This is a genomic window from Nocardia sp. NPDC102475, from assembly GCF_055584605.1.
In genome coordinates this window covers 17,954-34,503 of sequence record NZ_JBVJLS010000006.1, presented here as the reverse complement: position 1 = coordinate 34,503, position 16,550 = coordinate 17,954, and the positions used below count along the sequence as shown (strand labels likewise).

The following is a 16,550-nucleotide window of genomic DNA, read 5'->3' as shown; positions in this document are numbered from 1 at the left end:
TCGGGTGGACGACGACGTCAGGCGGCCAGTTCCATCTCGGATAGCTGCGGGGGGCGCCAGGCCAGCAGACGTCGCTCCAGGCGGGTGATCGCGGCCTCCGCGACGAGCGCGAGGACGGCCATGATCACCATCGCGGCGAACACGCCGTCGATGTTGAAGTTGCCCTGCGCCTGGCGGACCAGCAGCCCGAGCCCCTTCTGGGCGCCGAGGAACTCCCCGACGATCGCGCCGATCAAGGCGAATCCGAAACAGCTGTGCAGGCTCGCGATGATCCAGGTGAGCGCCGATGGCAGCACCACCTGCCAGGTGATCTGGGTGGGGCTGGCGCCGAGAATGCGGGCGTTGGCGATGAAGTTTCGGTCCACCTCACGGGTGCCCTGGAAGGCGTTGAAGAACACCACGAAGAAGACCAGTACCACCGCCAGCGCCACCTTGGACGACAGCCCGAGCCCGAGCACAACGACGAACACCGATCCGAGCACGATGCGCGGAATCGCGTTGAGCGCCTTGATGTATGGCGCGAAGACCTCGGCGAGCAACTGGATCCGGCCCAGTGCGACCCCGCATACGATACCGAGCACGACGCCGATAGCGAAGCCCAGCAGCGCCTCCTGCAATGTCACACCGATCTGCTCCCACAGCGAACCCGCGTCGGTGCCGTCGCTGGCCCATTGCCTGAGCTGGTCGAGGATGCCGGTCGGGCTGCCGAAGAAGAAGCTATCGATCAGGCCCCGGCGGCTGGCCAGTTCCCAGCCGCCGAAGATCAGGACGAACAATCCCAACTGGATGCCGTGGACGAGGATGCTACGACGTCGGGCCGCTCGGCGGGCCTGCCCGGCCGCAGTAGTGCCTGAATTCATTGTCGCACTGGCTATTACGGTGTCAGACATCGATCTTCTCCCGATCATTCGGTAAGGCTCGAGGTGCGGGCGTAGGCGAGCTGGACCTCGTCGCGCAGCGACTCCCAGATCTGCTGGTACAGCTCGACGAACCTGGGTTCGAACCGGATTTCCTGGACCGTGCGTGGCCGCGGCAGATCCACCGCGAAGGTGGCCTTGATCGTGCCGGGGCCCGCGGTCAGCACAACCACCTTGTCCGCCAAGGCAATTGCCTCCTCCAGGTCGTGAGTGACGAACACAACCGAGGGGCGGGTCTGCTCCCACAAACCGAGCAGTTCGTCGGACATGATCGATCGGGTCTGCACGTCCAACGCGCCGAAAGGCTCGTCCATCAACAGGATTCGCGGTTCGTTGATCAGGCTCTGGGCCAGCGCGACCCGCTTGCGCATGCCGCCGGAGAGTTGGTGCGGATGGTGGTTCTCGAATCCGGACAGACCGACCCGGCGCAGCCAGTCTCGTCCGCCGGCCAACGCGTCGGCCTTGCGCTGGCCCCGGAACAGCGGCCCCGCGGTGACATTGCCGAGTACCGTCTTCCACGGCAGCACCGCGTCGTGCTGGAACATGAAGCCGATGCCGGGGTTGATGCCATGCACCGGCTCTCCGTCGATGAGGACCTCGCCTTCGGATGCCCGCTCGAGGCCGGATACCAGGGTCAGCGTGGTGGACTTACCACAGCCAGTGGGTCCGACGACCGCGCAGAATTCGCCGGCGGCGACGGTCAGGTCAAGGTCTCTCAGGGCCGTGTACGCACCCCCGTCGGGGGTGCGGAATCGTTTGGTGACCGCCCGGAGTTCTATGGCCCCGGTGGCTCGAGAAGTGATCATTGGTCCGCCTGCACTGCCTGGATGTGACGTGGTTCACAGGAGCGTAGGTAGTTGCGGACCGCGTGGGAACGTATGCGAGGGTTGTGCGGCTAGCGGGCCTAACTCGGCATTGTGAGCCTTCTGTGCACGCCACCCCCCTTCTCATCGACGCCCGCGTGTTGCACACTTGAACCCCCCGCGACAGCAATCAATGAAGAAGAGTTACGAGTGACACGCGGCGCGAAGCTGTCCACCCGAATCCTGGTGGGCCAGGTGACAATCCTGATCATCACAGTGGCAATCGGCTTTCTGCTGTACCGGCAACACACCAGGGACGTGCTGGACCGCCAATACGAGCAACGCGCACTGTCCATCGCCGAGGCCGTGGCGGGGATGCCCGAGGTCGGCAAAGCCGTCGCGGCAGGCCAGGATTCCTCGGGCGCGGTCCAGGAGCTGACCGAACAGGTCCGCCGAAGCACCGATAACCTGCGCTACGTCGTGGTCATCACCGGTGACGGCACCCGGCTCACACACCCGAATCCCGCATTGATCGGCCACGTGGTCGAGGAGCCGGTCATCGCCCTCGACGGCAACGCGCACACCGGCCTGGACAAGGGCAGCCTCGGTCGCTCGGCCAACGGCAAGGCCCCGATTCGCGGCCCGGGCGGCACGATCATCGGCGAGGTGTCCGCCGGCATCCTCGAGGAACAGGTCGATACCCAGTTCGCCCAGGACCTGCCCGCTGTCGGCCTCTACACCGCACTCGCACTGGCCCTTGGCGCGTTCATGGCACTGCTGCTGGCCCACCGCCTCAAGCAGACGACCTTCGGCCTGGAACTCCACGAGATCGCCGCCCTGCTGCAGGAACGTGAAGCCATGCTCCACGGTGTGCGCGAGGGCGTGGTCACCTTCGACCGCGGCGGCCGAATCACACTGATCAACGACGAGGCCCGCGGGCTGCTGGACGTGCATGGCGCCGTAATCGGGCAACGGCTCGAGCAATTGCTGCCCGAGGGCAGGCTGCGCGACGTGCTCTCCGGCGCGATCGAAGGGCCGGACCAGGTGGTGTTGACCGACGAACACAGCTTGGTCGTCAACCGGCTCGCGGTCGACCTGCGCGGCCGAGCTCTCGGCGCGGTGGCCACCCTGCGCGACCGCACCGAGAGCGAGGGGCTGCTGCGCGAACTGACCAGTACCAGAGGTCTCACCGACGCGCTACGGGCGCAGCAACACGAGTTCTCCAACCGGCTGCACACCGTGGCCGGCCTGCTCGAACTCGGCGACACCGACGAGGCGCTCGCCTACCTCACCGACGTTTCGGGGGTGGCAGACGATTTCGCCGAATCGGTCAGCGCCATCATCGACAACCGCGTGGTCGCCGCACTGATCGTGGCCAAGGCATCGGTGGCAGCCGAACGCGGGGTCACCCTCTTGCTCACCGAGGACTCCCAGCTGCCAGGTCTGCTCGCCGACGCCAATGCCGTAGTGACCATCCTCGGCAACCTCATCGACAACGCGATCGATGCGGCCGCGCCGCTCGATCCGGAGTCGGCCCACGTCACCATCCGGTTGCGACGCGACAACGGCCAGCTCACCATCCGCGTCAGCGACACCGGCCCAGGAGTGCCCACCGACGCATCGATCTTCAAGGCCGGCTTCACCACGAAGACCGCTCGCACCGGCGGCGGCCGTGGGCTCGGCCTGGCCATCGTGCGCCAACAGGTCAGCCGATTGGGCGGCGAGATCACCGTCACCGAGGGGCCGGGCCCCGCCTTCACGGTCGTCCTGCCCGAGCGCGAACCCGCAACGACGTGGGGAGCCACACCATGATTCGCACCCTGGTCATCGACGACGACTTCCGAGTGGCCCGCATCCATGCCGCCTATGTCGGCCGGGTCAGCGGGTTCACCGTGGTCGGCCAGGCCCACAACGTGCACGACGCGATTCGGACGGTGGCCGACCTGCGACCCGACCTCGTCCTGCTCGATCTGTACCTGCCCGACGGGCACGGGCTCGACCTCGTCCGCACCCTCACCGACGCCGCCGTGCAACATCCGGACTTCATCGCCATCACCGCGGCACGCGATGCGCACAACATTCGAGGCGCGATGCAGCTCGGCGCCGTGCATTATCTGGTGAAACCGTTCGGCTTCACCAGATTACGGGATCAGCTGATCGCATACCGAGATCTGCACCAGCGGATGCGAGACCTCGGCGAGGCCAGCCAGGCCGACGTCGACGCCCTCTATTCCGCGCTCCGCACGCCCAATACCTCCCTGCCCAAACGACATTCGGCCCCGACGATGGCCTTGATCCAGGCCGCCGTCCGCGACGCCCACCCGGATGTGTCCGCCACCGAGGTCGCGGCCATGGTCGGCGTCAGCCGCCCGACCGCACAGCGCTATCTGTCCCTACTCGCCCAGCAGGGCGTCATCCAACTCCATCTGAGATATGGCGGCCTCGGAAGGCCCGAGCAGCGATATCGCGCGCCAGGCTGAGATTGCTCGGGAATCCGCGCTCCTGGGTGCTGACGGTATGGTGACGCGGACTCCGGATGAGCCTTCCAGTCCGCGCATCGGTACGAGCTGGCCGACTACGGGCTCACCGTGGAACAGGTTGCGGGACAGCGCGTGACCGATCTCGGGTTGGTCGAGCCGGAGCAGGCCGGCGAAGGCGTGGCAGATATCGATCGGGGAGGCGAACCACTCGATCCGGTCGATCTCACGCGGTGCGGGCCAGATCTCCGGCAGGTCGGGAAGCGGTTGTCGTTCCAGGGATTCCAGCTGCGCCCGGCGCTTGTGCGCGGGCAGGTCCGGATACCGTTGCGCCAGAGCGGAATCGGGCGATGCCTTGAAACGGAAGAACGCCCGGGTGGTGAGGAAGGGGATATTCGCCTCGGGTGCGCGATGACCGAACAGCCGGAGCTGGCCCTGCACCGCGTCGCGGCCGAGCCGGTGGATCAGATGGTCGGTGGCGGTGTTGTCGCTCTGGCTGATCATCAGCTCGGCGTATTCGGACAGCGGCGCGCTGTAGACGTGCAGCGTCAGCAGCAGTTCTGTGGCGGCGCCGTGCACGCGTGCCTGGATGCGCTCGGGCTGGTCGATGCGGATCTCGCCGACGGTGAGCGGGCCGAGTGCGGTCAGGGCGGCGGCGAAGCGTGCGGCGCCGCCCGAGTCCAGCAGCCAGGGGGCGAGATGGTCCCGAATTTCGGTGTCCGGCAATTTATTTCCGGATGAGGATGCGGCGATGATCTAGTTCAGTTGCGCCGCCGCATTGCGGGAGGTCGGGCTGGTCATGACGGTCACCTGCCGAGCCGAGCCAGCAGCCGGGACATCGGACCGCGGCCCGCGCCGGGGCCCAGCCATTCTGCGATGGTGGCCACCACTGCCGGGTCGACATGGTGCGGCGCTTGATAGTCCGCAGGGCCCGAGGGGCCGCTGCCCGGGAAGAACATGTGGTCGTCGGCCGCGAAGACCTGGATGGTCACGCCGGGTTTTCCGGCCAGTCCCGCCCGCCACCCGGCTAGGTCGTCGGCCTCGGTGACCTGGTAGTCGCGACTGCCTTGCAGCACCAGGATCGGCCGGTCCAGGGCCGCGGCGGTGGCAACCTGGTCGAACTCGCGCAGGTCCAGCCAGTAGGAGGCGGGCCAGCCGAACAGCAGTTCCGCGCTGGGGGTTTCGGGTGAAAGGGCCGGATCTTCGGTCCGGGCGATCGTCTCGGCGGCGAGGGTCGCGGCCGTAGCCGCGGTAGGGTCCATGCTGGCGATGTAGCTGAATATGCGCGCTGCGGCGCGCGGCAGTGGGACCGTGTCCGCGGCCAGCATCACCACGCCCGCGATCGAGGGTTCGGCCGCGGCGACGCGGACCGCGGCGTTACCGCCACCGCTGTTGCCCGCCACGTAGACCCGGGCGGGATCCACCCCCGGTTGCTGCTGCAGCAGCCGCACGGCGGCAAGCGCATTCGGCAGATACTCCTGGACCATGGTGAAGCCGGGCTCGTGCGCCATGTGGGTGTGCACATGGGTCACCTTGTCGAACCGCACCACCGCGACACCGCGGCTGGCCAGGCCCCACGCGAGGTCCTTGAACGGCTTGTTCGGCCCCACGGTAACGTCGCGATCGTTGGCTCCGGAGGAGATCAGCACCACCCCCGGTCGGCTGCGCCCACCCCGGGGCATGGTCAGCGTGCCCGGGACCGTGAGCGGTCCGCATTCCAGGGTGATCTCCTGTTCGGTGAACCGTCGCGGCGTGGCGTAACGCGGTGGGGTCCAGTCCGATTCGGCCGGCGGTGCGAGCCGCAGGCCGTGCAGCCGGCCGGCCGCGTCGACCGCGAGCCGTACCTCGAGCCCACCGCTCTCGCATTGCACCGGCACGACCGCCCGGGTCAGCTCGTCGTCGAGCGGCGTGATGGTCACCTCGCCCAGGGTGCGGATCTCGCCGGTCTTCGCGGTCTCGCTGCTCCACCCGGTCCGGACGGTGTCAGCGGATACCGCCGCCGCCAGCGCGGGTGCGAACAGCTCCGCGAGTTCGTCGAAACGCCCTTCGCGCAGCATCGCCACCACGGTCGTCGCCACGGTTGCCGGGTCGGTCTGTGTGGTCATCGCTCTCACAACCTTTCTCGTTGTGTGAGAACGGTAGCAGGATGTGAGAATATTGAGAAGTGGACGCTTTGGAACTGGTCGCACACCCCGCCCGGATGCGGATCGTGCATGCCTTGCGCGGTGGTCGCATCCTCACCACGGCCGAGCTGTGCGCCCGGCTGCCAGGGGTTTCGAAGGCGACGGTGTACCGGCATGTCGAGGCGCTGGCCGCGGCCGGAATCCTGGAGGTCGCGCAACAGCAGCGGGTGCGCGGCGCGGTCGAACGGCACTATCGGCTGCGTGCGGACCGGGCGGCGATCGGCGCCGAGGAGGTCGCGACGGCCACGGTCGAGGATCATCGCCGGATCTTCGTCACGGCAATGGCCGTGCTGATCTCGGAGTTCAGCTCCTATCTCGACCACGAGAACGCCGATCCGGCACGGGATCTCGTGGGCTACCGGCAGCACGCGCTGTGGTTGGACCATGAGGAGCTCGAACAGCTCATCCTGGAACTGCGTCGGGTGATCGTGCCCCGTATGACCAACGAACCCGCCCCCGGCCGCGGGCGATATCTGCTCAGCCCCATCCTGTTTCCGGTCGAGGAGGCACCGGAAGAGTAGGAGCGATGGTGTTGCGTTGCCCGGCTGAGGATTACGCCCCGGAATACGGCCTCGGCGCGGGCATTTTCGGCGGTGTCGTCACGGATTCCTGTGCGGCACTGGTGGTGTGCGCGTCGCAGAACCTTTCACCTGTCGGGCCCTCAGCGACGACAGTGATGCAACAGATAGCCGACCCGACGAAGAGGATCGCGTTCTGCTGCAGCACGGCACCAGTACCAGCCCACCCGGTGCTGCTGCTCTTCTCGTATCCGTGTGTCCGGTTCGATCAGCGGCGAGTTGCGGCACCCCGGTCGGCATGGCGTCGAGCCAGGTTGCGGTCCAGCAATTCCAGCACGGTGGCGACGTCGGTCGTGGTGGCGCCGGGGGGCGGCAGGCGGCCATCGGCGGCACGCAACTCCGATAGCGCGTCGTTGATTGCGGTATGCGCAGCGAACAGGCACGGAGTGGAGTAGATCGCGGCGGCGACTGCAAGATCTGCCAGCTCCGTCAGCGAAAGCCGCGGTGACAGGCCGCCGGCGATCTGGTTGAACAGCAACGGCTTGTCGCCGATGGCTCGACCGATCATGCGGATCTGTTCGACGCTACGCACGCCGTCGACCAGCAGCGCGTCGGCGTCGGTCGCGGCGAGGGCGGCTGCCCGGTAGCGGATCTCCGCCTCTTCGGTGGCATCGGTGCGCGCCACGACCACGAGGTCGGATCTGGTGCTCAGGACCATGGTCAGTTTCTCGAGGTATTCGTCCAGCGGCAGGATCTGCTTGCCTTCGACGTGACCGCAGCGCCGAGGCCGTTTCTGATCCTCGAGAACGACACCGGACGCGCCGAGGTGTTCCAGCAGCGCGACAACTTGGCAGGCGAGCTCGGGGTCGCCGTAGCCGTCGTCGATGTCGACCAGCAGATGGTGACGCGGGAACGCCGCCCGCAGCCGCTGGACGAAGTCGACCATGTCCGGCCAGGCGATGAATCCGATGTCGGGCAGGCCGTAATGAGAGGCGGCGAATCCGAAACCCGAGACGAACATTCCGTCATAATGCTGCGCGGCCAGCGATGCAGAGTACATGTCGAAGATTCCGATGAGCGGGGTCACCTCGGTACCTCGGATCTCGGCGCGCAGTGCATGTCCGTAACTCATAGGCTGCTCCCTGCTGTTCGAATGGACCGGTGCTGACGAACCAACTGTCCTACCGGCACTGGATACGCCCTCCCACACGCATCCCACCCTCGAGACTACGAACCGGCTGGTTATCAGCTGGACAAAGAAAAGTAAACCCCACACTTACCTTCACGCCCTCGACCCATGACCGGGGATCCGCTGGCGCAGCGTGATCGTGTGCCCTAACAGCGCTCGAAACGATAACCGCGGCGACGCACGGTGGTGATGCTGAGCGGATCCTCGCCGTGCTCTGCCAGCTTGCGCCGCAACGCTGAGACATGCACATCGAGCGTCTTGGTCGATCCGACCCAGTGCTCGTCCCAGATCCTCGCCATCAGGATGTCCCGGGTGACCACCTGGCCGGCATGCTCGACCAGTAGGTGCAGTAGGTCGAATTCCTTGGGCCGCAAGGTCAATTCGGTCTCGCCCACCCACGCACGCCGGGCATGGGGATCTACGCGCAACGCTCCCACGGTCAGCACCGGCACACCCACGGCCGCCGACTGACGCCGCAGATGCGCGCGCAGGCGGGCGAACAGCTCTGTGAGCCGGAACGGCTTGGTGAGATAGTCGTCCGCACCGGCGTCGAGGGCGACCACTACCTCGAATTCCTGCGTGCGCGCGGTCAGCACCACAACGATCGTGGCGGGCAGCATGACCCGCAGCGCCCGGCACAGCGCGATCCCGTCACGGTCCGGGAGACCCAGGTCGAGCAGGATCAGATCAGGCCGATGCCGGGCGGCGCAAGACTCGGCCGCCGCCGCGGTCTGCGCCCAGTCCACGGTGTAGCCGTGCCCGATCAGTGCGTCGCGAAGTTCGATACCGATGTCCGGATCGTCCTCGACAACCAGCAACCGTGCCGGTCCCACACCCCGATAATAGGCAGCGGTCCCAAGAACCTGCGCGGCCCACACGAAAACGGCCCGGTCACAGCTCCCGCAACACCTCCAACGGCGGGCGTACGGGCGGCCATCACGACCAGGTGGCCACCACCAGTATCGCCGCCGTCACCAACAGCGCGACAATGCCAGGTAGGCCCAAGGGCAGTGCACGCGATAACACCGGACAGAAGGAGGCATGAGACGAAACCCGAGCCATCGGCCGGACGCGGACGTTCGCTGCGGTCGCGGATCCGGATGTCGATCGTCACGATCACCGCGCTGGCGGTGCTGCTGTTCGCCGTCCCGCTGGCGGTTGCCGTGCAGCGAATGGACCGCACCGGCGCGGTCACCGAATTGCAGCGCGACGCCGTCCAGGTCGCCGCGGTGGTGCCCGACACCATCGCCTCCGACAACAGCGCCGTGCGCCTCCCGACGAACCTGCCCGCCGACCGCACCGTCGGCATCTACACCGTCGACGGCCGCCTGATTCGCGAAAAAGGTCCTCTCACTTCGCCTCTGGCGGCTCAGGCCGCCGACGGCCGCACCCACGTCCAGGTCGAAGGACCGGATCTCGCGGTCTCCGCGCCCGTGCCCTCCGATCAGGCGGTTGCGGCCACCGTACGGGTATCGATTCCGAACGATCTGATCACCGACCGCACCCGCAACGCCTGGCTGGTCATGACGCTGCTGAGCGCGGTCGTGATCGGTTTCGCCGCCCTTCTGGCCCGGCACGACGGCCGCCGGATCGCCGTACCCCTGGAAAGACTGACTGGCTCGGCCCGGGCCTTGGGCGAGGGTGATTTCACGATCAAACCCACCCGTTCACGGATCAGCGAAGCCGATACGCTCGCCGAGGCGCTCGCGGCTACCGCGCGGCGGCTGGACACCCAACTCGAGCGCGAGCGCGCCTTCAGTACTCAGGTGTCGCACCAGCTGCGCACCCCGCTGACGGCGTTGCTGTTGGGCCTGGATTCGGCGTTGTCGCGACCCGGCGCGGATCTGCGGAAGGCCGCGGAGACCGCGCTCAGCCGCGGGCAACAGCTGGAAACCACCATCGAGGATCTGCTGAGCCTGGCCCGCGACACCGACGCCGCGAACCGACCCGTGCTGGTTGTGACCGAACTACTGGACGCGGTACGCGAGCACTGGCAGCCGACCTTCGCCGAGCGCGGACGCACCTTCCAGGTCATCTGCGCCACCGACCTGCCCCGAGTGCGGGCCTCCGCGACCGCGATTCGCCACATTGTCGAGGTACTCGTCGACAACGCCTTCGTCCACGGCGCCGGGCCCACCACCGTGACCGCCCAGGCCGTCGCCGACGACCTGCTCATCGAGGTCTCCGACCGAGGACCGGGACTTACCGACCCGGATGCGGCCTTCTCCCCGCGCCCGGCCGACGGCGAGGGCACCCACGGTGTCGGACTGCGCCTGGCGCGTTCACTCGCCGAGACCGAGGGCGGGCGGCTGCTCCTGCGGCAGGCCGCACCGAATCCGACGTTCGGACTCCTACTCCCGGGCTCGTGACGAAAGAACCTCACCGACCCGCCGGCAATCCCCGTGTACGCCGACTTCTGCCGTTTACAACGCCGAAGCAGGCATCACGTTCGTTGATCCGGTGTGCCCGGCCGGTATTGCCGATTGGGTGAATACGGGGCGTTCGCGATGGTGCGCTTGATGGCATTGGCGGCCTGCAGGCCACCGTCTCGCCAAGGGCGGCGATTTCACGTGCATGCTCTGGCTCACCCCGGCGATCGCCACGGAGCACTACACGAATCTCGACGGGTACGGGGTCCGAGCCGCGAGACCGATCCGATGATCGGCGCCGGCATCCTGTGGGTACTCGAAGACATCCTCGGTGTGCCATTCCTATTGGCGGTCATGCGGGCGTTCGCCGAAGACGAGCAAGCCGCGGCATGGGAGGTCGACAGCGCGCTCGATGCCGCGACAGTACACAGCCAGACCACAGTGCCAGTGCCCGGCGAACGCGACCAGACCGCGCCACCGAAGCTGCGATGGGAGGACGATCCGCAACTGCGGGATCGACCCCGTCGCGGCTGAACGTGCACAAGCGGTGGCGGGCCCAGGAGGGTGCGGCGTCGGATCTGTTGCCGCGACGGTCGTCCGAGGGCCGGGGCGGTGAGCGGTTGCCCGAGGAGGTGGAGGCGATCGCGCGGACGGTGCTGCGCACCCGGTATCTGACCCGGCAGCGGCGTTAGGTGGCCTGATCTACCGCGAGATCGACCGGGAATGCAATGCTGCCCAACCTGTTTCAGAAGGTGAACTGGGTGCCGTAGGCGGTGGTCTGCGCCAATCCGTGGGCGCCGGACACCGAGATGGTGACGAACGGGACGGCCGCCACCGGGGAGGCGCATTGGGAGACGTTCACCGCGGCGTTGTCGAACGTGATGTAGAACGGGAAAGCAGTCCTGTCGTCCAGGTTGGCCGTCGCCGTGGTCACAGGGGTCACCTGGCCAGGCCCCAAGTCCCCCGTCAGGGCTTCCGTCAGGCCCAGAAAACCACCGAAACTGGGCCCGAGGCTGAAACTGGGCGGGCTGATCATTGCACTCGACGGACTAACCGTGACGCTAGGTGGAATGGCTGTGACGTTAGGCGTGACGCCGAGTGCGACGCTCGCAGGAGTGGTTGTGACCCCAGGCGGGCTCGCTATGACGGTGGGAATGCTGGTCGCGCTCGGCGTGGCGCCGGGTACGACGCTCGCAGGACTGGTTGTGACCCCAGGCGGGCCGGCTGCGACGGTGGGAATGCTGGTCGCGCTCGGCGTGGCGCCGAGTGTGACGCTTGCGGGGCTGGCTATAGCGCTCGGCTGGCTGAGTGACGGGGCAATGTTGACGCTGAGCCCTTGATTGGGCGCGATTCCGACGGTGACGCCGCCGGCCACACTGATCCCGCAGCCGAGGAGGAACCCCGCGACGGCCTGACCTGATGTGATCGGGTCGCCCTCCGCGGTGACCGAGAAAAACCCGGACACTTGCGCGGCATGCGAGAACGTCATCAGGTAGTTCGGAGTCCGGTCACCGGGCGGGTTCACCCCGATATTGTCGACCGACGCCGTCACATGAATTCCCGAACCGGGTACATCAGCGCCGGGAGCCTGAGCGTAGCCGGGTTCGGCAGTGCTGGCCCACAAGGCCGGGACTACCAAGGTTGCCACAGCCGCACCCGCTGCGGCGGCGATGAGCGGACGTCGCATACCTGGATCCTGTTCTCGAAGCAGATGTGCACCAACCCGATATCACTGAAGCAGGTCCCAAATAGCAGTTGACTGGCAAGCATAACGGGGACACCGTGCCGGGCCGCGTCGCTGCGACAAGCGTGTTGACCGCCACCGCCCGCCGACCGGACAACGCCGATCACCTCGGCCGAATTGTCGGCCAGCCCCCGCGCGGTATCGGGTCCAGGCGGGGCAGCTCACCGGGTTGTTCTCGGATAAGTAGGTGTCGATCGCGGCCCGCAGCGGCGGTCGCTGTCCGCGGCTACGTCGACGGGTAGCGGCGCGGGAGGCGCGATCGTTCCCGTCGGAGCAACCACAATGCTTTGGGCTGGTGCGGCCGGACGTATCAGGACCGGCCGGTGCGCGACACGCGACCGAGATCCGCCGCCACACACCGAGCACCGGCACGTGGACTACTTGCTGGGATTAGGTTCACCAGCATCGTGTTCGCCGCGAATAGTTGGTCGATAATGCGTTTCGCGGCAACGATCGCGGTATTCCTCGGGTGCGGTGTCGGTATCGCGATGACCTCGACGCGCGCTGAGCGCTGATCGTGTCCGGCTTGCGGTGAGTGGCTATTGTGCTTCCCGGCCGATGAGTGCGGTCGTGGCCTTAGGTGAGACCGGCGACTTCTTGGGCGATCGCCGCGAGCCGGGTCTGGGCGGCTGAGACGACTCCGTGCCGGTTCTTGTTCGCTTCCTCGTAGGCGACGATCGCTCGGAGGTCGGTGGGTTCGGTGAGTTCTTTGAGTGCGGCGACGGCTTGGCTGACGTTCAGCTCGTCGTAATCGTCGATGGGCAACTCGCAGGGTTCGACGACACCGGTGGCAGTGCGAATCGAACGCAACGCGTCGGCGGCGGTGTCGGCGCCTTCGCGGCGGGTGACCTGCTCGGCGGTCTCGAGGGCGGCGTCGCGGGAGGCGGTGAGGGGTTTGACGGCGACATCGCCTGCGCGTGCGCCCTGTGCGAGCAGCTCGCTGAGTGCGGGTGGGGTGGCGCGGACGGTGTCCAGAACCCGGTCCAGTCCGCGGGCGGACCAGGTGACCGGGATTCAAATCACCGCGCACCCCGCGACCGTGGGCTGGCTGACCACCCATCCTGGCCGAAGACGCGCGCTGCCTGTACTGCACCGGCAGCTCTGCCGTGAACTGACGTCGTTCGTGTTGTGTCAGCCGCAGGCCGATCTGGTTGAGTCCAGCAAGATGGTGTACCAGCTCGTAGGTCGGCCAATGAGTGCTGAACCCCGGACATGAGGGGGTCATCGCGTGACCCGCAACAAGCTGAATGCTCCGCGTTCGGCGCACCTCGGCGTGCACGGCACGGGAGGTCGCGGCATTATCGCGGCGGCGCGAGGCTAATTGTCCGCGGGCGCATTCGAGCCGGCTTGGTTGTGCCACACCGCTTTTGCACCGCTGTCGCCGATGCGATAGACCTGGATCGAGGATCCGGTCGCGACCACGATTGCGAGGACTGCGACGGCAATGGCGACGGTCCTGTTGGTGAAGAATGCGTCGATGCGCCGGACGCGGGAGGTCAATACGTTGCGGGCCGCCTTGCTGTGGATGATCCACCACGCGGTGGACAGTAGGAACACGCCGATCGACCAGATCAAAAGTTGATCACCGAGATGTGCATGGGCCTGCACCAATGGGCCGCGCGCGATGTTGTGTTCCAGCCACTCGCCGGAATTCGTGGTCAATGGCACTGCTACCAGGGCGACGAAGGCTACCAGCGGGGTGATGCCACCGAGGCGCCGCCGGGCGGCGGGCCAGAGGACAGTCACAACGAGTAGCAGTGCGCTGAGGGGCACCAGCACTATGACGGCGTGCACGAGTAAGGGGTGGGCGGGTAGCCCGTTGATCGTGTTGAGTCCCATGATGATTCAAATTCCTCGGTAGTGAATCGGCTGCGGCGTATGAGTCGATCGGCATTGGGATGGGTGGCCGTGGCAGGGGATCAGCCTCGCAGGGTCAAGAACGCCGCGCTGCCGATACCCGCGACCAGGCAGTAGACGGCGAACGGCGTCAGGGTTTTGGTCTCGAAGTATGCGGTGAGGAACTTGACCGAGATATAGGACAGCACGCCCGCCACCACCGAGCCCGCCAGCGCAGGGCCCAGGATGGCGTGGTTTTCCGGCTTGAACAGTTCCGGTGTCTTGAGCACGCCAGCGGCGAGGATGACCGGGGTGGCCAGCAGGAAGGCGAAGCGCGCGGCGTCCTCATGGCGCATGCCCTTGAACAGACCCGCGACGATCGTGGCGCCGGAGCGGCTGATACCCGGGAAAAGCGCTGCGATCTGGGCGGATCCGATGATCAGTGCATCCTTGACGCTGAGCCGCGACAGCTGCGCATCGGAGGCGCCGTCGGGATCGATGATTGGCAGCACGACCGTGTCCTGCATGGAAAGGTCCGCTGGGCGTCCCGTCGGGGTCAGCACCTGCTCGCTCTCCACGCGATTACGCAGCAGTTCGGCCGAGAGCAGCACTAAACCGTTGAGCGCCAGGAACACCGAGGTCGGTATGGGTGTGCCGAGGTAGTTGCGGACCGCCTTCTCCAGTACCAGCCCGGCCAGGCCGACAGGAATGGTGGCCAGCACCAGCAGCACGCCCAATCTGGCTTCGGGTGTACGGATCTGCCGCGTGCGCACCACCTCCCACAGCCCGCCGATGATGCGAACCCAGTCCCGCCAGAAGAAGATCACCAGCGCCAGCGCGGTAGCGACGTGCATAGCGACCAGCAACGCTAAGTACGGCGAGTCCTTGGCGGACATGTCGAGATCCTTGGCCCACTGCCCGCCGACCCAGGCCGGCATCAGAATGCTGTGCCCGAGGCTCGAGACCGGGAACGGCTCACTCACCCCCTGCAACGCCCCGACGACAACGGATTCCAGATAGGTGATGGCCATACGCTTTCCTGTCAAGGTCGGGGGCTGCTCGCTGCTCGATCGGCAAGGTTTCGAAGGTAGCGAGCACTGGCGCTCCGGCATCTGAACCCAGCACCGTCCTCACACGTCGGTGCGGGATCTGCGCAGTGTTCGGTACACCGGAGCGAGGGTGTAGATGTGGGGCCGGGTCACCCGAGTGTCGCGAGCAACGTTGTGAGAGTCCGGGTCTCGGTTGCCGTGTCCGGTGTGCTCGCACGCAGCGCTTTCAACGCACTGTCGATCTGGCTGTCGAGGACGCCCCATGCAGATTTGTCCAAGGGCTGCAAGGTGTCCTGGTCTTGGTCCCACGCCGTTTCGAGGTCCTTGATCCGGGCCCTCGCCTCGCTTTGCCGACCGGCTTGCACCTTCGCCAGTGTTTCCTGTGCGATGGTACGGAACTTGGTGATCTCATTCGCCGGGAAATGGGCCGTCACCTGCCCTGGCGCCATGGTCGCGGTGATGGGCCCGGACCCGGCGTCCTCCTCGCTCGCGGCGGCGGTGTGCGGCTGGGCCGACGCCCAGACCAGCAGCAACCCGGCCAGCACCGCGACAACCGCGTAGTAGCCGAGCATGATGCGCTCGCGGGCCGGGCTGGTGGCGGTCTCGGGAGTCTCCGGCGGTTGCTGATCGTCGATGACGTCGCTGCGTGTGCGGGTGAGGTAGACGACGGTCGCGAGGATCGCAGCGAGGAAGACGACGCTGGTCACCGCGGTACCCACACCGAGACCGTGATCGGCGCTCGGTGAGGCGAACCAGTCGCCCAGGTTCGCCCCCAACGGCCGGGTCAGGATATAGGCGAGCCAGAACGACAGCACCGCGTTCGCGCCCAGCCGCCAGCCAAGGACGACGGCGACGATCAGACCGGCCGGCAGCAGCACCGAGGTACCCGGTCCCCACCCGGTCGCAGCCAGAGTCCAGTCCCCGGCCGCGGTCCCCAGGGCGAAGGTGACCAGCACGGCGAGCCAGTAGAACAACTCGCGTGGCCGCGTGACGATGCTATGGATCGACAGCGTCCGCTCCCGCGCGAACCAGATGCAGAACACGACCGCCAGGACCGCGGCGAACACGCTGGTGCTCAGCACAAGTGGAACGGCGAGGTTGTCGGTGAGGATGTCGGTGTACAGGGTGCCGGTCACACTGAGCACGACGACGGTCAGCCAGTACACCAACGGGACATAGCGATCCAGGCGCAACTGCCAGACCAGCACCGCGGCAAGCACCACAGTGAACAACAGCGCCGTCACGTTCAAGCCGACGCCCAGCGAATTGTTGATCCAGTCAGCGAACGTTTCGCCCACGGTCGTGCACAGAATCTTGATGACCCAGAACCACACCGTGACTTCGGGCACCTTGCTCAGCATCCGCCGTGTATTGCCAACCTCGGATGTCGTCATCTCCGTCACGGCGTGCGACCCTACAGATCACCCGCTGTGACTACGCTGAGAAGCGCTGACAGGCAGGTCGA

The 16,550-nt window shown here is 66.7% G+C and carries 16 protein-coding genes and 1 pseudogene; 6 read left to right on the top strand and 11 right to left on the bottom strand.

The genetic code is table 11. The annotated features are described in order from the left end of the window. Positions 1–17 precede the first annotated feature (17 nt). Both ACZ60G_RS12850 and ACZ60G_RS12845 read right to left on the bottom strand, forming a co-directional pair. Positions 18–890, bottom strand: coding sequence for an ABC transporter permease (locus tag ACZ60G_RS12850; RefSeq protein ID WP_465809964.1), 873 nt, complete (start codon positions 888–890; stop codon positions 18–20). Between the two features lie 14 nt (positions 891–904). Then, positions 905–1,723 carry an ABC transporter ATP-binding protein gene (locus tag ACZ60G_RS12845; RefSeq protein WP_465809962.1) on the bottom strand — a complete coding sequence of 273 codons (819 nt, stop codon included), beginning with the start codon at positions 1,721–1,723 and terminating at the stop codon, positions 905–907. 207 nt (positions 1,724–1,930) lie between these two features. Between ACZ60G_RS12845 and ACZ60G_RS12840 the strand changes: the two genes are divergently transcribed. Both ACZ60G_RS12840 and ACZ60G_RS12835 read left to right on the top strand, forming a co-directional pair. After that, positions 1,931–3,532: an ATP-binding protein gene (locus ACZ60G_RS12840; RefSeq protein WP_465809961.1), complete on the top strand. Its 1,602-nt coding sequence runs from the start codon at positions 1,931–1,933 to the stop codon at positions 3,530–3,532. After that, the gene (locus tag ACZ60G_RS12835; protein WP_465809959.1) at positions 3,529–4,200 is read left to right on the top strand and encodes a response regulator; all 672 of its coding nucleotides are present in this window, start codon (positions 3,529–3,531) and stop codon (positions 4,198–4,200) included. The genes ACZ60G_RS12840 and ACZ60G_RS12835 overlap by 4 nt, the downstream gene beginning before the upstream one ends. Here ACZ60G_RS12835 and ACZ60G_RS12830 read toward each other — a convergent pair. After that, a complete protein-coding gene (locus ACZ60G_RS12830) occupies positions 4,114–4,923 on the bottom strand; it encodes a serine hydrolase (protein WP_465809957.1) in 810 nt (269 codons plus the stop codon). The two genes, ACZ60G_RS12835 and ACZ60G_RS12830, sit on opposite strands and share 87 nt — an antisense overlap. Before the next feature lie 80 nt (positions 4,924–5,003). After that, on the bottom strand, positions 5,004–6,302 hold the full coding sequence (locus ACZ60G_RS12825; protein ID WP_465809955.1) for an alpha/beta hydrolase: 1,299 nt from the start codon (positions 6,300–6,302) through the stop codon (positions 5,004–5,006). A 59-nt stretch (positions 6,303–6,361) separates the two neighbouring features. On the opposite strand from ACZ60G_RS12825, the gene ACZ60G_RS12820 reads away from it, so the two are divergent. After that, positions 6,362–6,901 carry a helix-turn-helix domain-containing protein gene (locus ACZ60G_RS12820; protein ID WP_465809953.1) on the top strand — a complete coding sequence of 180 codons (540 nt, stop codon included), beginning with the start codon at positions 6,362–6,364 and terminating at the stop codon, positions 6,899–6,901. Positions 6,902–7,166: 265 nt separating this feature from the next. On the opposite strand, the gene ACZ60G_RS12815 is transcribed toward ACZ60G_RS12820, so the two are convergent. Both ACZ60G_RS12815 and ACZ60G_RS12810 read right to left on the bottom strand, forming a co-directional pair. Further along, the gene (locus ACZ60G_RS12815; RefSeq protein ID WP_465809951.1) at positions 7,167–8,030 is read right to left on the bottom strand and encodes an isocitrate lyase/PEP mutase family protein; all 864 of its coding nucleotides are present in this window, start codon (positions 8,028–8,030) and stop codon (positions 7,167–7,169) included. Between the two features lie 203 nt (positions 8,031–8,233). Next, positions 8,234–8,920, bottom strand: a complete 687-nt coding sequence (locus ACZ60G_RS12810) for a response regulator transcription factor (protein ID WP_465809949.1) — start codon at positions 8,918–8,920, stop codon at positions 8,234–8,236. A 267-nt stretch (positions 8,921–9,187) separates the two neighbouring features. On the opposite strand from ACZ60G_RS12810, the gene ACZ60G_RS12805 reads away from it, so the two are divergent. The 3 genes from ACZ60G_RS12805 to ACZ60G_RS12795 all read left to right on the top strand — a co-directional run bounded on the left by ACZ60G_RS12805 (position 9,188) and on the right by ACZ60G_RS12795 (position 11,148). Then, positions 9,188–10,456, top strand: coding sequence for a sensor histidine kinase (locus ACZ60G_RS12805; protein WP_465809948.1), 1,269 nt, complete (start codon positions 9,188–9,190; stop codon positions 10,454–10,456). 288 nt (positions 10,457–10,744) lie between these two features. Continuing rightward, complete coding sequence (locus ACZ60G_RS12800) at positions 10,745–10,990, top strand: hypothetical protein (RefSeq protein ID WP_465809946.1); 246 nt, start codon at positions 10,745–10,747, stop codon at positions 10,988–10,990. Continuing rightward, positions 10,945–11,148 (top strand): hypothetical protein, encoded by a 204-nt coding sequence (locus tag ACZ60G_RS12795; RefSeq protein WP_465809944.1) that lies wholly within the window; start codon positions 10,945–10,947, stop codon positions 11,146–11,148. Before ACZ60G_RS12800 ends, ACZ60G_RS12795 begins: the two co-directional genes overlap by 46 nt. Before the next feature lie 53 nt (positions 11,149–11,201). On the opposite strand, the gene ACZ60G_RS12790 is transcribed toward ACZ60G_RS12795, so the two are convergent. From ACZ60G_RS12790 to ACZ60G_RS12770, 5 genes and pseudogenes are all read right to left on the bottom strand, one after another. Beyond that, entirely contained in the window at positions 11,202–12,143 is a 942-nt protein-coding gene (locus tag ACZ60G_RS12790; protein ID WP_465809942.1) for an MspA family porin, read from the bottom strand. 633 nt (positions 12,144–12,776) lie between these two features. Further along, positions 12,777–13,214 (bottom strand): annotated as a pseudogene (locus tag ACZ60G_RS12785) (ferritin-like domain-containing protein); the annotation flags it as partial. A 303-nt stretch (positions 13,215–13,517) separates the two neighbouring features. Next, entirely contained in the window at positions 13,518–14,039 is a 522-nt protein-coding gene (locus ACZ60G_RS12780; RefSeq protein ID WP_465809941.1) for a DUF2231 domain-containing protein, read from the bottom strand. Between the two features lie 80 nt (positions 14,040–14,119). Next, entirely contained in the window at positions 14,120–15,067 is a 948-nt protein-coding gene (locus ACZ60G_RS12775) for an undecaprenyl-diphosphate phosphatase (RefSeq protein WP_465809939.1), read from the bottom strand. Positions 15,068–15,234: 167 nt separating this feature from the next. Further along, the gene (locus ACZ60G_RS12770; protein WP_465810541.1) at positions 15,235–16,479 is read right to left on the bottom strand and encodes a COG4705 family protein; all 1,245 of its coding nucleotides are present in this window, start codon (positions 16,477–16,479) and stop codon (positions 15,235–15,237) included. Positions 16,480–16,550: the final 71 nt, after the last annotated feature.

What these genes read in the sequence shown, in the direction of transcription:
- ACZ60G_RS12850 (WP_465809964.1), bottom strand. Translation starts at nt 890, where the DNA reads ATGTCTGACACCGTAATAGCCAGTGCGACAATGAATTCAGGCACTACT.
- ACZ60G_RS12845 (WP_465809962.1), bottom strand. Translation starts at nt 1,723, where the DNA reads ATGATCACTTCTCGAGCCACCGGGGCCATAGAACTCCGGGCGGTCACC.
- ACZ60G_RS12835 (WP_465809959.1), top strand. Translation starts at nt 3,529, where the DNA reads ATGATTCGCACCCTGGTCATCGACGACGACTTCCGAGTGGCCCGCATC.
- ACZ60G_RS12825 (WP_465809955.1), bottom strand. Translation starts at nt 6,302, where the DNA reads ATGACCACACAGACCGACCCGGCAACCGTGGCGACGACCGTGGTGGCG.
- ACZ60G_RS12815 (WP_465809951.1), bottom strand. Translation starts at nt 8,030, where the DNA reads ATGAGTTACGGACATGCACTGCGCGCCGAGATCCGAGGTACCGAGGTG.
- ACZ60G_RS12805 (WP_465809948.1), top strand. Translation starts at nt 9,188, where the DNA reads ATGTCGATCGTCACGATCACCGCGCTGGCGGTGCTGCTGTTCGCCGTC.
- ACZ60G_RS12800 (WP_465809946.1), top strand. Translation starts at nt 10,745, where the DNA reads ATGATCGGCGCCGGCATCCTGTGGGTACTCGAAGACATCCTCGGTGTG.
- ACZ60G_RS12795 (WP_465809944.1), top strand. Translation starts at nt 10,945, where the DNA reads ATGGGAGGACGATCCGCAACTGCGGGATCGACCCCGTCGCGGCTGAAC.
- ACZ60G_RS12790 (WP_465809942.1), bottom strand. Translation starts at nt 12,143, where the DNA reads ATGCGACGTCCGCTCATCGCCGCCGCAGCGGGTGCGGCTGTGGCAACC.
- ACZ60G_RS12780 (WP_465809941.1), bottom strand. Translation starts at nt 14,039, where the DNA reads ATGGGACTCAACACGATCAACGGGCTACCCGCCCACCCCTTACTCGTG.
- ACZ60G_RS12775 (WP_465809939.1), bottom strand. Translation starts at nt 15,067, where the DNA reads ATGGCCATCACCTATCTGGAATCCGTTGTCGTCGGGGCGTTGCAGGGG.
- ACZ60G_RS12770 (WP_465810541.1), bottom strand. Translation starts at nt 16,479, where the DNA reads ATGACGACATCCGAGGTTGGCAATACACGGCGGATGCTGAGCAAGGTG.